This window comes from Leuconostoc falkenbergense (assembly GCF_014634805.1).
In the GTDB taxonomy this organism is placed as follows: Bacteria; Bacillota; Bacilli; order Lactobacillales; family Lactobacillaceae; genus Leuconostoc; species Leuconostoc falkenbergense.
Window position 1 is genome coordinate 1 of record NZ_BMBS01000028.1, and the last position, 13,548, is coordinate 13,548.

Annotated in this window: 13 protein-coding genes, 1 tRNA gene and 1 pseudogene; 6 read left to right on the plus strand and 9 right to left on the minus strand. The window is 40.1% G+C overall.

The window, feature by feature from the left end:
* Positions 1 to 112: 112 nt before the first annotated feature.
* Genes IEU71_RS06780 through IEU71_RS06790 form a run of 3 tightly spaced genes read left to right on the plus strand, consistent with a single transcriptional unit; the run spans position 113 to position 2,922 of the window.
* Positions 113 to 847 carry a cyclase family protein gene (locus IEU71_RS06780; RefSeq protein WP_004913004.1) on the plus strand — a complete coding sequence of 245 codons (735 nt, stop codon included), beginning with the start codon at positions 113 to 115 and terminating at the stop codon, positions 845 to 847.
* A gap of 31 nt (positions 848 to 878) precedes the next feature.
* Complete coding sequence (locus tag IEU71_RS06785) at positions 879 to 2,216, plus strand: APC family permease (protein WP_004913001.1); 1,338 nt, start codon at positions 879 to 881, stop codon at positions 2,214 to 2,216.
* A gap of 13 nt (positions 2,217 to 2,229) precedes the next feature.
* Positions 2,230 to 2,922 carry a cysteine hydrolase family protein gene (locus IEU71_RS06790; protein ID WP_004912999.1) on the plus strand — a complete coding sequence of 231 codons (693 nt, stop codon included), beginning with the start codon at positions 2,230 to 2,232 and terminating at the stop codon, positions 2,920 to 2,922.
* Positions 2,923 to 3,078: 156 nt separating this feature from the next.
* Here IEU71_RS06790 and IEU71_RS06795 read toward each other — a convergent pair.
* The 7 genes and pseudogenes from IEU71_RS06795 to IEU71_RS06825 form a co-directional block, all read right to left on the minus strand.
* Positions 3,079 to 3,150: transfer RNA gene (locus tag IEU71_RS06795), tRNA-Asn, on the minus strand.
* A gap of 56 nt (positions 3,151 to 3,206) precedes the next feature.
* Positions 3,207 to 4,328 (minus strand): aminotransferase class III-fold pyridoxal phosphate-dependent enzyme, encoded by a 1,122-nt coding sequence (locus IEU71_RS06800; RefSeq protein ID WP_004911840.1) that lies wholly within the window; start codon positions 4,326 to 4,328, stop codon positions 3,207 to 3,209.
* 9 nt (positions 4,329 to 4,337) lie between these two features.
* Positions 4,338 to 5,072, minus strand: coding sequence for an acetylglutamate kinase (gene argB, locus IEU71_RS06805; protein ID WP_004911843.1), 735 nt, complete (start codon positions 5,070 to 5,072; stop codon positions 4,338 to 4,340).
* Between the two features lie 34 nt (positions 5,073 to 5,106).
* A pseudogene (locus tag IEU71_RS06810) lies at positions 5,107 to 6,029 on the minus strand (bifunctional ornithine acetyltransferase/N-acetylglutamate synthase).
* 9 nt (positions 6,030 to 6,038) lie between these two features.
* Positions 6,039 to 7,082 carry an N-acetyl-gamma-glutamyl-phosphate reductase gene (gene argC / locus IEU71_RS06815; protein WP_004911852.1) on the minus strand — a complete coding sequence of 348 codons (1,044 nt, stop codon included), beginning with the start codon at positions 7,080 to 7,082 and terminating at the stop codon, positions 6,039 to 6,041.
* A gap of 125 nt (positions 7,083 to 7,207) precedes the next feature.
* Positions 7,208 to 7,714 carry a YbhB/YbcL family Raf kinase inhibitor-like protein gene (locus IEU71_RS06820; protein ID WP_004911855.1) on the minus strand — a complete coding sequence of 169 codons (507 nt, stop codon included), beginning with the start codon at positions 7,712 to 7,714 and terminating at the stop codon, positions 7,208 to 7,210.
* Complete coding sequence (locus IEU71_RS06825) at positions 7,711 to 8,109, minus strand: hypothetical protein (RefSeq protein WP_004911858.1); 399 nt, start codon at positions 8,107 to 8,109, stop codon at positions 7,711 to 7,713. Before IEU71_RS06825 ends, IEU71_RS06820 begins: the two co-directional genes overlap by 4 nt.
* A gap of 135 nt (positions 8,110 to 8,244) precedes the next feature.
* Between IEU71_RS06825 and IEU71_RS06830 the strand changes: the two genes are divergently transcribed.
* Entirely contained in the window at positions 8,245 to 8,541 is a 297-nt protein-coding gene (locus IEU71_RS06830) for an HTH domain-containing protein (RefSeq protein ID WP_004911862.1), read from the plus strand.
* Here the strand turns inward: IEU71_RS06830 and IEU71_RS06835 are convergent.
* Both IEU71_RS06835 and IEU71_RS06840 read right to left on the minus strand, forming a co-directional pair.
* Positions 8,538 to 9,206, minus strand: coding sequence for a potassium channel family protein (locus tag IEU71_RS06835; RefSeq protein ID WP_004911865.1), 669 nt, complete (start codon positions 9,204 to 9,206; stop codon positions 8,538 to 8,540). The genes IEU71_RS06830 and IEU71_RS06835 overlap by 4 nt on opposite strands.
* A 17-nt stretch (positions 9,207 to 9,223) precedes the next feature.
* Positions 9,224 to 10,627, minus strand: coding sequence for a TrkH family potassium uptake protein (locus IEU71_RS06840; RefSeq protein ID WP_036066615.1), 1,404 nt, complete (start codon positions 10,625 to 10,627; stop codon positions 9,224 to 9,226).
* Positions 10,628 to 10,862: 235 nt separating this feature from the next.
* Between IEU71_RS06840 and IEU71_RS06845 the strand changes: the two genes are divergently transcribed.
* Entirely contained in the window at positions 10,863 to 12,419 is a 1,557-nt protein-coding gene (locus IEU71_RS06845; RefSeq protein WP_004911870.1) for an ABC transporter ATP-binding protein, read from the plus strand.
* Positions 12,419 to 13,546: an ABC transporter permease gene (locus tag IEU71_RS06850; RefSeq protein WP_004911873.1), complete on the plus strand. Its 1,128-nt coding sequence runs from the start codon at positions 12,419 to 12,421 to the stop codon at positions 13,544 to 13,546. Before IEU71_RS06845 ends, IEU71_RS06850 begins: the two co-directional genes overlap by 1 nt.
* Positions 13,547 to 13,548 lie beyond the last annotated feature (2 nt).

A 13,548-nucleotide genomic window follows, 5' to 3' on the forward strand; every position in this document is an offset into this window, starting at 1 on the left:
GTTTTAGACAATTACCATTAAAGGCGCTGCGGCTTTTTTATTCAAGTGTTCGGTTTAATTTTACAATCTACCATATTTACATAAAAATAATAAACGAGGAGCAAACAGTGTTATGTCAATTCAAGAATTTCTCAAAGAACTAAAACAGAAAAAATGGGTAGATTTATCACATGAATTTGGTGCAAATTCACCTCATTTCCCAGCTTTTAAGCCAGCTTCTGCAAAAACAATCTTTACCAGTGAAGAGGATGGCTTTTTTGTTAAAGAGTACAATTTTGTCGGTCAATATGCTACGCACATTGACCCTCCAATTCATTTTGGAGCTGAAAGCGGAGAATGGGTTTCTGATATCCCTTTAAAAGATTTGATAGCACCGTTGGTTGTCATCGATAAATCAGAAGTAGTTAAGGAAAACCCAGATTATTCATTAACAGTCGATGATATTAAAGAATGGGAAAATGAAAATGGCAATATACCAGAAGGCGCGTTTGTTGCGCTTAGAACAGATTGGTCTAAACGTTGGCCAAACCAGAAATTAATGGAAAATCCAGATGATGCGGGACAAAATCACTATCCAGGCTGGTCAGTTGAGGCTATTGAATATATTTACGAAACGCGCCATGCAGTTGCTAACGGCCACGAAACTTATGATACGGATACTGCTGTGAATCAACCAACAAAAGGTTTTGCAGCTGAGGCATTGGCCTTGCAGTCAGGACATTATCAAGTCGAGATGTTAACCCATTTGGACGAGGTACCTGCAACTGGTGCAATTATTTCTGTTATGACGCCAAAATTTGAGGAGTCTCCGGGTTTTCCAACAAGGGTTATTGCCTATTTACCATAATTAATGAGTAAAGTCATGGAGAATTAAGTATATGGAACAAAAAAATAATTCGTTAAAGCGTACGTTAACAGTCAAAGATTTAGTTATCTATGGCATCATATTTATGATTCCTGTGGCACCCATGGCTTATTATGGATCTTTTTTGGCCCCTGCTCATGGGATGGTAGGGCTTGCATATTTGATTGGTATGGTTGCGATGCTTTTTACTGGCTTTAGCTATGCGACTATGTCGGGAAAGTTTCCTTATGCTGGCTCAGTCTATACTTATGTTCAAAAGGGGGCTAGTGCACCGCTTGGATTTATAGCAGGATGGGGAATTACGTTAGATTACATTTTGTTACCAACAGTTTGTATGTTGGTTTCAGCTTCTTTTGGTACATCGCTTTTTCCAAATATACCTAACTATGTTTGGATTATTGGTTTAGTAATTATTAACACTGTTATCAACATGATAGGTGTTGATTTTGTTTCTAAAGTAAGCTGGATCCTTTTTGGCTTGCAGCTATTCGTGTTAATTGCATTCATTGTTGGTGCAATCAAGTTGTTGTTTGATTGCACAATTGAAGTTAATACTGTTTCGCTTTATAACCCTAAAGAATTTCATATTTCTGGTGTACTATCATCAACAAGTTTGGTCATTGTTTCTTATTTGGGATTTGATGCTATTTCGACTTTAGCGGAGGAAACATCTGATCCACAACGGTCAGTTGGTAAAGCGGTTATTTTATCTATCCTATTAGTAGGGACGCTATTTGTGATTACGGCACTTTTTGCAGGATTTGTTGTGCCAAATTATGCTTCTTTGAACCCTGATACAGCTTTTATTACGATACTTGATAAAGTAGGAGGTGCCTGGTTAACGCAATTAGTTCAGTGGACGATGATTGTATCATTTGGTTTAGCAAGTGGACAAGAGTGTCAAACTGCTATTTCCCGAATTTTGTTTGCTATGGGGCGTGATGGCATATTGCCAAAAGCATTAGGACAGCTGAAACCTAAGTATCGTACACCTTGGACTGCCATTATTTTGGTAGGTATTGTTTCGTTAATATTATCACTATTGTTAGACTTAACGACTGTGGGTAACTTAGTTAGCTTTGGTGCATTATTTGGTTTCATGTGTTTAAATGGGGCAGTTATTTGGAAGTTTTATATTAAAGATTTTACATTTTCTGTTGTAAAATTTATAAAATATTTGATTTCACCATTAATCGGATTTGGTGTCAGTTTGTGGATCTTTGTTAGTTTGGATATGGCATCAAAGTTTACGGGTATGGCATGGTTAATTATAGGTTTAGGAATACTCTTGTATCAAACAAAGTTCTTCAAATTAGCAACACCACAATTTGATTTTGGAGAAAAACATTAAAGGAATGACATCTATGTGCACAACAAGAGAAAAATTTAAATCTTTTTACTATCAAGACGATGCTTTTCTAGAAATTAAAGTAAACATTGGCACGACAGCGCTACTAATTGTTGATATGCAGAACGAATTTATTCTAAGGGATTATGGTGAAGCACAGCAATTTAAAGAGGCAGGTGTATGGGAAAGATGGATACCATTTCATGATCGATTAGATGAAATAGTGATTCCAAACAATGTGAAACTTTTACAACATTTTCGAAATTATAATATGACTGTGACATACGGCCGTATTGCATCATTGCGTGATGATGGGGCGGATCGTTCAGCAGTCCAAAAATCAGATGGTTGGAATGGTATTAATCTACATGTTGATAGTTTTGCAGCGCAAATGATTGACGAGCTAGAGCCACAAAAAAATGAAATCGTTGTGAATAAGACGACGGACAGTGTGACCACAGGAACTAATTATCTACAACTTTTACGTAATATGGGCGTAGAAACAGTGATTGTAACTGGAATTGTGACTGACCAGTGTGTTGCTTCTACCGTAAGAGGATTAGCGGACGACGGTTTCCAAGTAATTTGTGTTGAAGATTGTTGTGCTGCGGGATCAATGGCATTGCATAACGCTGAACTAACTATTATGAATGGTGTTTATTGTAGCGTCTTAAATACAAAAGAAGTTTTAGACTTAATTAATCCATGATTACATTCCCTAAGCGGCACATCATGCTGTATTCACTTAAATATTTTAACAACATAAAACCCGATAACTTGGACATCACATTCCGTCTAAGTTATCGGGTTTTATGTTAAGTTTTACGAGTATTCAGATACTCAGTAATATTGGATAATTATAATACTGCTCCACCTGGATTCGAACCAGGGACCTGCGCATTAACAGTGCGTTATTCTACCGCTGAACTATGGAGCAATTAGTTGAATAATCAACTATTAAAGTATACCAAGATTAAAAAATTTTGTCAACATTTATTTTTTTGAAAGAGAATTCTTAATAATATCCAACCCGGTTAACAATTGCTCAGTTGGTATTGTTAAGGGTGGTAAGAGGCGAAGCGTGTTGTGACCGGCACTGAGGGCCAAAACATGTTGCTGTTGTAAATCAGTGACGACTTTGGCAACAGGTATATTTAATGAAATTCCTGCCATCATTCCCAAGCCACGGACATCATTTACAGCATCTAATTGTGAAAAAGTAGCTAATTTATCCCATAAAATGGCAATTTTATCAGAAATCGTGGGTAAAATTGTGTCGAGTTCATCAAGTGTGGCACTGGCAGCAGCCATGACTAAAGGGTTACCCCCAAAAGTTGATCCGTGTGTGCCATAGCTTAAGGCTGGCGAAAATTGGTTTTTGGCAAGCATTGCGCCCACTGGTAAGCCATTTGCTAAAGATTTAGCGCTAGTTACAATATCGGGTGTAAAACCAAATTGTTCATATGCAAATTTAGTTCCAGTGCGCCCAATGCCAGTTTGAACTTCATCTACAATAATCAACGTGTGGTGTTCGTGTGCCAGAGCAACAAGTTCATTGACAAAATTTGAATTTGCAGGAACAACGCCACCTTCACCTTGCACCAATTCTAACATAATGGCAGTCACATCATCATTTAACAAGGCCTTAACGCTTTCAATGTGATTGAATTCAGCGTACAAAAAGCCGTCCAGCATAGGCAAACCTTGATGAATGCTGTCTTGACCAGTTGCTGACATGGCGGCATAAGTCCGGCCATGAAACGAATTAGTAAAAGAGATGATGTTTGGGCGCTTGGTGGCCAAACGTGCTAATTTGATGGCTGCTTCGTTGGCTTCAGCCCCAGAATTTGCAAAATAAACAGTATACTCTGAACCGCCGAGTTTGTTGGCGACAGTTTCTTGTAGTGGATTGTCATAAAGATTAGGCAAATGCCAAAAAAGATCTGCTTGCGTTTTTAAAGCATTAACAACAGTTGGGTTATTAGCACCAACATTATAGACACCAATGCCGCTCGATAGGTCAATATAGTCGGCACCCGTTTGATCAGTCCAAGTTGCATTGGACATTTTGGTAAATGTAATCGGCGCGCGTTTGTAATTTGGGAAAAGGGTCATTGGAATGCCTCACATTGAAATGGTTGTGCCATGACTGGCGATGGTATTAGTAATATGAACCGCATTAACACCGTTTTTAACGGCAGAAAACGCGCTGTTGACTTTTGGCAACATGCCGCCATGAATGACAGATTCAGTCTGTAATTCAATGGCACGTTGTGGTGTGAGTTGTTGCAAAATGTTACCGTGGACTTCAATGCCTGATACATCAGTTAACAAGTACAGTTCATCAGATTTTAAAAATTTTGCAACCGCAGTTGCGGCGCTATCGGCATTGACATTGAGCCACTGGCCTTGATTAGTGATAGCTAGTGGTGCAATGATTGGAATCAAGTTTTGCTGCCAAAGTGACTGAATTAATTGACTATTAACCTGATCAATTTGGCCAACCAAGCCAAACACCTCTTGGTTGATATAATGGCCAGTCAAAAGTTGATTGCTCCCAGCATTGAGACCAATTGCGCTCAAACCATGATGACGGAATGCTTCAACTAAATCTGGCTGAACTTGGCCCAACAATGCCATCTTCGTGATAGCAAGCCCAGTCGGTGTTGTTTGACGAATGCCATCAATTTTGACAACAGGTTCGTTGAGTTGGGTCATCAGTGATGAAATACTGTCGCCACCACCATGAACGATTGTGATGTTGTAATTATTTTTTTGCCAATGCTTAATCGTTTCAAAAAAAGCAGGTGTGAGTTGGCTGGCAGCGTTACCGCCGATTTTAATCAGAATATTTTTCATAGTTTTTTCCGTCCATGTGTGATGACTTGGTGGGTTAGGTGGTATACAAGGCGTTGATTTTGACATATCCGTATGTGAGGTCACTGCCCCAAGCTTGACCAGTGGCAGTGCCGTCATGTAAATCAATGGCAATATCAATATCGTGTTGTGCTAATTGCTCGCTCATTTGTTGCGCGTCAAAGTCAATAGGAGCGCCAGCCGACATCACGGTGATGCCGTTTAGAGAAATGTCTATGATATCGGGATTAATGTTAACGCCGCTAGCACCAATTGCTGCAATAATACGTCCCCAGTTAGGATCTTGACCAAACATGGCCGTTTTGACGAGTGATGAGCCAACGATTTTTTTGGCAACCATGCGTGCGCCAAGACCATCCTGTGCATGGTCGCCATATTGGGGTGGATCATGCCAGAGCCTTTGGCTACACCACTCATGGTAACTTGATGCCCTGCAATTTCTGATTGAATTGTGATGGTTTTTTTGACCGTATCAGTGGTTTTAATTGCTTCGGCAAAGCTATCTGCATCACCGTCAATATTGAGTTGTGCAATGCCGGCGGTGACAGTGTCGATGGGCAGTGGCTGACCAATCACACCCGTTGAAGAAACAGCTACTAATTCCGGTGAAATATTGAGCTGTGCAGCGGTAACGGCCTGCATGGTTTTGGCGTGAGTCAAACCAATTGCACCCGTTACGGCATTAGCGTTTCCAGAATTAACAATAATGGCTTGTATTTGACCATTTTGAATGACATTTTTGTCAAGTTGAACCGGTGCGGTTTGCACTTGGTTAGTTGTGAAAACACCAGCAACACTAGCAGGTACATCACTATAAATCCAGCCAAGATCCTTTGATTTATGTTTGAGTCCAACATGCTGACCGTCAGCATGAAAACCTTTTGGTGTGGCAATGTTGCCATCAGTGATGGTGTGAATTTGTGAGAGAAGTTTTGTCATAGGTAGTCCTTAAGCATATTGTGCAATGAGTTTTAGACCGGTTGATTCGGGAAAACCGAAAAAGTGATTAGCATTTTGAATTGCTTGACCGGCAGCGCCTTTGATCATATTGTCAATGACGCTAACAATAGTGAGAAATTGTGTCTCTGGGTTGTAAGTTAACCCGATATCCGCGAAATTAGTGCCAACAACTTGCTTGATATTTGGTAATTCATTGCTGGGCATGACACGTACAAACGTTTTGTCAGTGTACGTGTTTTCAAATAGTTCTTGCAATTGCTGCGGTGTTCGAGGTTCTTTTAATTTGATATAAGCACTGACGAAAATACCGCGATTAATTGGCAATAATGATGTTGTGAACAGTATATGAGCAATATCTGGTTGCCAAATATGTAACTGCTGGGTGATTTCGGGAATGTGTTGATGTGAATTTGGTTTATACATTGTGAAATTATCGCTGACATTAACAAAATGGCTGGTGGTGCTTAATGATTTGCCAGCACCCGACAAACCGCTTTTGGCATCAATCACAATATTATTTTGGTCGAGTAAATGATGTTGGGCTAGTGGCGCTAATGCTAACAGCGTCGCTGTTGCATAACAACCGGGGTTGGCAATGTAGCTTGTCGTTTCGTCATCATAAAAATCAGCTAAACTGTACTGACTCTTTGCTAATAATGCTGGTGTCGCAGGTGTTTTGTGATACCATTTTTGATAATCATCAGCAGTGAGACGGAAATCACCAGACAAATCAATCACTGGAAAGTCAGCAAGGATAAATGGTTCAGCGATATCCTTACTGATACCACTTGATGTCGCAAAAAAAACAATATCGGTTTTCTGCATAATATGCAAAGCGTCAAACGGTTCGGGTGACAAATTATACATTCCGGATAAATGTGGGAATTGTTCACTAATGTCATGACCATCTGGTTGAGTGTTAGTAATGACAGATACCTCAATAAAGGGATGAGAATACAGAAGACGAAGCAATTCAAGCCCAGCATATCCGGTAATGCCAACAATTGCAGCTTTAATTTTTTGGGTTAACATTGCAAATCTCCTATCTCATTTGATGATTAAATATTAATTCAAAATGAATTTTAATGCAATATATATGCAAAATAAACGTGAATAACTGCTAAATATGTGCATAAAAAAACACTTCCGAAGAAGTGCTAGGCTCGTGCGGGTAAATCAAGGATTGCTGTTGCAAGGACGTGATTCTGGCTTTTGTTACGCAGCTCATTCAGAAAGAATCCGTCTTGTAAATATAATTTTGTGTCTAAGGCAAACACAGTTAAAGTATATTGGTGTGTTTTGTCGGGTGGCATTGGGCCAATATAAGCTTGGTTGATATCAGGATTAGCTGTTTCACCCATTTTTTGGACATTGTGCCAAGTAGAATTTGTACCAAAAGTGGCTGTTCCGGTTGCGCGCAAATTTTCTGGAATATTGGCGACGGGTAAGTTAGCAGCTAACCAGTGAATCCAAGGGAAACCAGTCACAGGGACGGCGTCGTAATCAATCAAACTCACTGATAATGATATGGTGCCCGTGGGGATGTCACTAATATTGACTGGAAAGTTGACAGTGGGCATGCCGTTGGTACGATAATTATCTGGGGCATATTTAGCATAAATATCGGGTAGCAATTGATTTTCTAATGTAACGTTAAGTTTCATTTTGTTTCTCCAATCAAATTTCTTTTGGCTTGTGCGAGACGTGTTCGGACTTGAATTGGCATGTCCGCGTTATATGCGCGGACAGTTGCAATCGCTTTAATGATGGCATCAGTCCGCTCATCTAGGTCAGTGATTTTGGTAATTTGACGTTGTGTTTCAACTTCAAAGCGGTCGATAAAATTCAGTTGAAGTTGGGTTTTGTCTGCGCGCAATGTTTCGGCTGATGCTGATTTACCTTCGGACTCAAGTGCCACAATGGCTGCTTGATACCCCTCAAAAAATTCATTTGCATCGCTAGTATTGCGCCATGTTTTAGGCGCTTGTGGTTCGGGTTCAGGTGTTTGATCAAGTTTTTTTTCAGTGGGCTTTTTTTTGAAAATATCGAATAAAGACATGATATGTCCTTTCTCCTGACAATGCAGGGAACATGCTTATCTAAGATGGGAATGGTTGTTTTTGTCATGAGACTGGAATAGCGAACAAACGTTTTATTTGATACAATAAAACTAGTTTTTGAATCGGGGAAAATCATGGCAGCACGGAAAACAATTTTTAATGACAAACAACGCATCTTACGCTTATATTCATCACTTATTAGTCATCGCGAGCTTTCAATAGAAGAAATCGAAGACATGTTTTTTGTTGGACGCAAGACAGTGCAACGCGACATTTCTGAAATACGTACTTTTTTGCATGACTTACAAATTGGTGAACCAGTTAAATCTGAAATTATTTTTGATCGTAATTCAAAAAAATATCGCTTAACCGAAATGGATAATTTGTTTGCCGTGTTTGACAAAATCAATCAATTAGATGAAGGTATTTAATTAATTTGGTTAGTAATTTGGTCGAAGTCATCAACCATATCTTTAGGACCGACTACTGATACAATGTCTTTTTCTTGTAAGGTGTAACTGGCTTCTGGGGCGACAATGACTTCATTATCATGCCGAACGGCAATCACATTCAGACCAAATTTCTTGCGGATGTTGAGGTCTTTAATAGAACGACCGTAAAACACAGGATTGACAATTTGTATTTCTGCCATTGAATAGTCATCAGATAACTCTATAAAGTTTAACATGTTGGGCGCTAATAGTTTGCGTGCCACTCGTTCGCCCATTTCGCGTTCAGGTTGCACAACGACATCAGCACCTATTTTTGTGAGTACACGCAAATGGGTATGATTTTCCGCTTTGGCGATAACATTTTTGGCGCCTAAATCTTTGGCGTTGATGGTAGCTAGAATGCTGGCTTGCATGTTATGACCAATGGCAATGATAACGTGATCAAAGCTTGCAATATCAAGTTTTCGTAAGACATCATCTTCTTGTGCATCTGCGACAACCACTTGTGTGGCAATATCACGATAATCATTGACATTTTCTTCATTAATGTCAATACCCATCACATCCTGACCGTTAGCGACTAGTGTTTGCAGCAGGGCACCGCCGAATCGACCAAGTCCAATAATAGCGTAAGTTTGTTTCATAATTTACCTCAAATTTTTTATCCGATAATGACTGATTCTTCGGGATAGCGATACGGTGCGGCTTCGTCGTGAACATTCAAAATTGAGAACATAACGGTATAAATACCAACACGACCAATGAACATTGCTAACATGATGACCAATTGCCCAAAAGTCGTCAAATGTGGCGTGAGACCGAGTGTCAAACCAGCAGTGGCAAAGGCACTGACTACCTCAAAAATAACGTATTCCAGACCGTGGTTGGCAGCATGACTCTGTGTGAGCATCAACATAAACGACAGAATACCAAGAAAAACAAGTGAGACACAAACTAATAACAAAGCGCGCATGATATTTTCTTGGGTCAAGCGCCGATGAGCAAATGTGACATCTTTTTTGCCACGTAAAGCAGCATGGGTTTGTAAAATTAAGACACCCAACGTTGTTGTCTTAATACCACCGGCGGTTGATCCCGGCGTACCACCAATATACATTAACATCATTGTCAATAGAATAGTGGCGGACCCAAGACCACCGACATCAAACTGTGTAAATCCGGCGGTACGATACGAAATAGACATAAATAGCGTATCAAAAACGCGCATGACGGGGGACAAGCCACTGGCAAACGCTAAGTTGCGTTCAGTTAATTCGAACAAAAGCCAACCACCAATGATTAAAACGCCGGTCATGACCAAAGCTAACTTTGAATGAAGTGTTAGACGATGCGTTTTTTGATACAGCAACACGTCACGCCAAACCAAAAATCCTAACGAACCAGCAATGACTAAGGCAGCAATAATCGCTAACACAAAGGGTTGGTTGACATATTCGGCGGTGTTTTTTGGCAAAATAGAAAAACCCGAATTACCAAAAGCAGAAATGGCATGGAAGATCGCATAAAAAGCACCACGGCCCCAGCCAAAATCATGAATAAAAAAGGGTGCTAATAAAATAGTGCCAATGAGTTGAATCGCAATCGAAAGTTTAATCACATAGCCAAAGACGGCACGTGTGTCATATAAACTTTGTAAATTATAGACTTCTTGCACCATCATTTTACTGCGTAAGTCCATCTGTCGACGAGTTGCCGTAAACAGTAATACTGAAAAAGACATAAATCCCAGCGCACCAATTTCGATTAAAATCATGATAATGGTTTGACCGAAAGTAGTCCAATGAGTTGCTGTATCAACAACGGTAAGGCCAGTAACAGATGCAGCAGATGTGGCGGTGAATAACGCATCCATAAATGTATGATCACGACCACCAACATAACTGATGGGTAGCATCAATAATAGTGCACCCACTGTAATCACGGTTAAAAAACCTAACGACAGTCGTTGCGGCATTGAAATACGCGACCAAAAGAAACGTCGCTGTGAATAATCATGAAATTTCCGCATTTCCGCAGCGGAGGGCAGGTCGATTTTTCTAGACATGCTCTTATTATAACGCATCTAATAAGGTTGATGAGGGTTTATTAGTTGGTATGGGTGAATATATTGAGTCATTTTATTGCCATTTTCACGATTGAAAAGCGTTTAGCAATAGGTAAAAATAATGAAATATATGTGTTTATAGAACATGGTATAATATTCTTTAAGGAATTTCCGCGAACAGCATTTGTCCGCGGAATTTTTACAAATGAAATGAATAGAAAGAAGTGGATGATATATGACCGAATCAACACCAGTCATTGAAATGCGACACATCGTCAAAAAGTTTGGCGATTTTGCTGCCAATGATGACATCAATTTACAAGTCCAACAAGGTGAAATTCACGCGTTACTTGGTGAGAACGGTGCCGGCAAATCGACATTAATGAATATTTTAACAGGGTTGTTGCAACCAACTAGTGGGGACATTTTAATTAATGGGCAACCAGTAGTGGTAGATTCGCCCTCAAAGTCAGATTCGTTAGGCATTGGTATGGTTCACCAACATTTTATGTTGATAGATGCTTTTACAGTGACGGAGAACATTGTTTTAGGATCAGAAATTACAAAAGGACTCTCATTAGATACCAAAACGGCGGCTAAAAAAATCCAAAGTTTGTCAGACCAATATGGGTTGGCAGTTAATCCAATGGCGAAAATCTCAGATATATCTGTGGGACAACAACAGCGTGTTGAGATTTTAAAGACCTTGTATCGTGATGCTGATATTTTGATTTTTGATGAACCTACGGCGGTTTTGACACCGCAAGAAATTGATGAATTGATTGCCATTATGCACAATTTAGCCAAAGAGGGCAAATCAATTATTTTAATCACCCACAAGCTGGACGAAATTCGAGCTGCCGCAGACCGCGTAACGGTTATCCGTGCTGGTAAGTCTATCAAGACATTCCCTGTTGCTGGTGTTTCATCACAACAATTAGCTGATTTGATGGTTGGACGTGAAGTGAGCTTCAAAACGGAGAAAGAACCTGCGCAACCAAAACAAACAGTGTTGTCGATTGACAATATTGAAGTAGATGATGCACGTGGCGTTGACGCTGTAAAAGACTTCAGTCTTGAAGTTAAAGCTGGTGAAATTGTTGGTTTGGCAGGTATTGATGGTAACGGTCAAACTGAATTAATTCAAGGGATTACAGGGCTAACCAAAGTTAAGTCTGGTCATATCACATTGAATGGTAAGGACGTGACAAACAAAAAGCCGCGTCAAATCACGGAATCAGGCGTTGGTCATATACCGGAAGACCGCTTACGTTTTGGCATGGAAGTTGACATGACTTTGTCAGAAAATCTGTCATTGCAAACTTACTACAAGCAGCCAATTTCTAAATCAGGTGTCTTACAGCCAGCAGAAATGGATAAGTTGGCTAACAAATTAGTCAAAGAATTTGATGTTCGTGCAGCAAGTATTCATGTTACAGCAGGTTCAATGTCGGGTGGTAATCAGCAAAAAGCTGTTGTTGCGCGAGAATTAGACCGTGATAATGACTTGATTATCGCAGCTCAGCCGACGCGTGGTTTGGATGTTGGCGCGATTGAATATATTCATCGTCGACTCATTGATCAACGTACTGCTGGGAAAGCGGTGCTGGTAGTGAGTTTTGAATTAGATGAAATATTAAATTTGTCAGACCGGATTGCTGTCATTAATGCTGGTAAAATTGTTGGTATTGTAGACGCCAAAGAGACAAATAAACAAGAATTAGGTTTGTTGATGACTGGCATGAGTTTGGAAGCCGCGCGTGAAGCGTTGAAAGAAGAGGTGACAGTCTAATGGTGGTGCAAAAAAATAATTTTTCAGTTGCACTGTTTTCTGTATTATTTGGGTTGATTGTCGGCGCTATCATTATGCTAGTGTTCGGTTATAATCCTATTTCAGGTTATATTGCTTTAATTAGTTCGGCGTTTGGGTCAATGCAAGACATTGGTGGTGTCCTGACGCAAATGACACCGTTGATATTGACTGCCTTGGGTTTCACGGTTGCATCAACGGCGGGATTCTTCAACATTGGTTTATCTGGGCAAGCATTGGCTGGTTGGGTAGGCGCTGTATGGTATGCGTTGAGTTTCCCTGATATGCCAGCCTTTGTGATGATTCCTAGTGCGTTAATTTTAGGTACTGCTTTGGGTGCCGTTGCTGGGTTAATTCCGGGTTGGTTACGTGCACAGTTTGGTGCTAGTGAAGTGATTGTCACAATCATGATGAACTATATCTTGCTCTTCTTGGGTAACAATATTTTGCAAAATACGATGGCAAAAAGCATCAAAGAATCTGCTGAAACGACGAAACAAGTTGGGCATAATGCCTCTCTTCAATTAAAATGGCTGACAGATTTGACACAAGGTTCAAGCGTTTCGACTGGAATCTTCATTGCTTTAATTATGATAGTGGTGGTTTGGTTTGTCATGAAAAAGACAACATTAGGTTTTGAAATTACCGCTGTTGGTTTGAATGCTGACGCTGCTAAATACGCTGGTGTTTCGGCAAAAAGAACAGCAGTTGTTGCGATGGCAATTTCTGGTGGTTTAGCTGGTTTAGCTGGTACAATCGAAGGGCTAGGCAACTATCTCAACTTCTTTACGCAAAATAGCTCACCATCTATCGGATTTGATGGTATGGCCGTTGCATTGTTGGGTGGTGGTTCATATTTGGGCATCTTGGGTGCTGCTGCGCTATTCTCAGTGCTCAAAATTGGTGGCTTGGGTATGCCAATGAGTTCAGGTGTGCCATTTGAATTAGTAGATATTGTGATTGCCTCAATTATTTTCTTCGTTGGCGCGAACTACTTAATCCGTCTGATTCAAAAGCGCATTAAAGCTATGGATGAAAAAGCAGCAGCTCAAGGCGCTGCTAAAAAGTCGGCCAAAGTTGCTAGCAAACAAGTGAAAGGTGGTGAATAAAC

Bases quoted from the DNA above. Each gene is read 5' to 3' on its own strand.
- IEU71_RS06780 (WP_004913004.1), top strand. From the start codon at position 113: ATGTCAATTCAAGAATTTCTCAAAGAACTAAAACAGAAAAAATGGGTA.
- IEU71_RS06785 (WP_004913001.1), top strand. From the start codon at position 879: ATGGAACAAAAAAATAATTCGTTAAAGCGTACGTTAACAGTCAAAGAT.
- IEU71_RS06790 (WP_004912999.1), top strand. From the start codon at position 2,230: ATGTGCACAACAAGAGAAAAATTTAAATCTTTTTACTATCAAGACGAT.
- IEU71_RS06800 (WP_004911840.1), bottom strand. From the start codon at position 4,328: ATGACCCTTTTCCCAAATTACAAACGCGCGCCGATTACATTTACCAAA.
- argB (WP_004911843.1), bottom strand. From the start codon at position 5,072: ATGAAAAATATTCTGATTAAAATCGGCGGTAACGCTGCCAGCCAACTC.
- argC (WP_004911852.1), bottom strand. From the start codon at position 7,082: ATGTTAACCCAAAAAATTAAAGCTGCAATTGTTGGCATTACCGGATAT.
- IEU71_RS06820 (WP_004911855.1), bottom strand. From the start codon at position 7,714: ATGAAACTTAACGTTACATTAGAAAATCAATTGCTACCCGATATTTAT.
- IEU71_RS06825 (WP_004911858.1), bottom strand. From the start codon at position 8,109: ATGTCTTTATTCGATATTTTCAAAAAAAAGCCCACTGAAAAAAAACTT.
- IEU71_RS06830 (WP_004911862.1), top strand. From the start codon at position 8,245: ATGGCAGCACGGAAAACAATTTTTAATGACAAACAACGCATCTTACGC.
- IEU71_RS06835 (WP_004911865.1), bottom strand. From the start codon at position 9,206: ATGAAACAAACTTACGCTATTATTGGACTTGGTCGATTCGGCGGTGCC.
- IEU71_RS06840 (WP_036066615.1), bottom strand. From the start codon at position 10,627: ATGTCTAGAAAAATCGACCTGCCCTCCGCTGCGGAAATGCGGAAATTT.
- IEU71_RS06845 (WP_004911870.1), top strand. From the start codon at position 10,863: ATGACCGAATCAACACCAGTCATTGAAATGCGACACATCGTCAAAAAG.
- IEU71_RS06850 (WP_004911873.1), top strand. From the start codon at position 12,419: ATGGTGGTGCAAAAAAATAATTTTTCAGTTGCACTGTTTTCTGTATTA.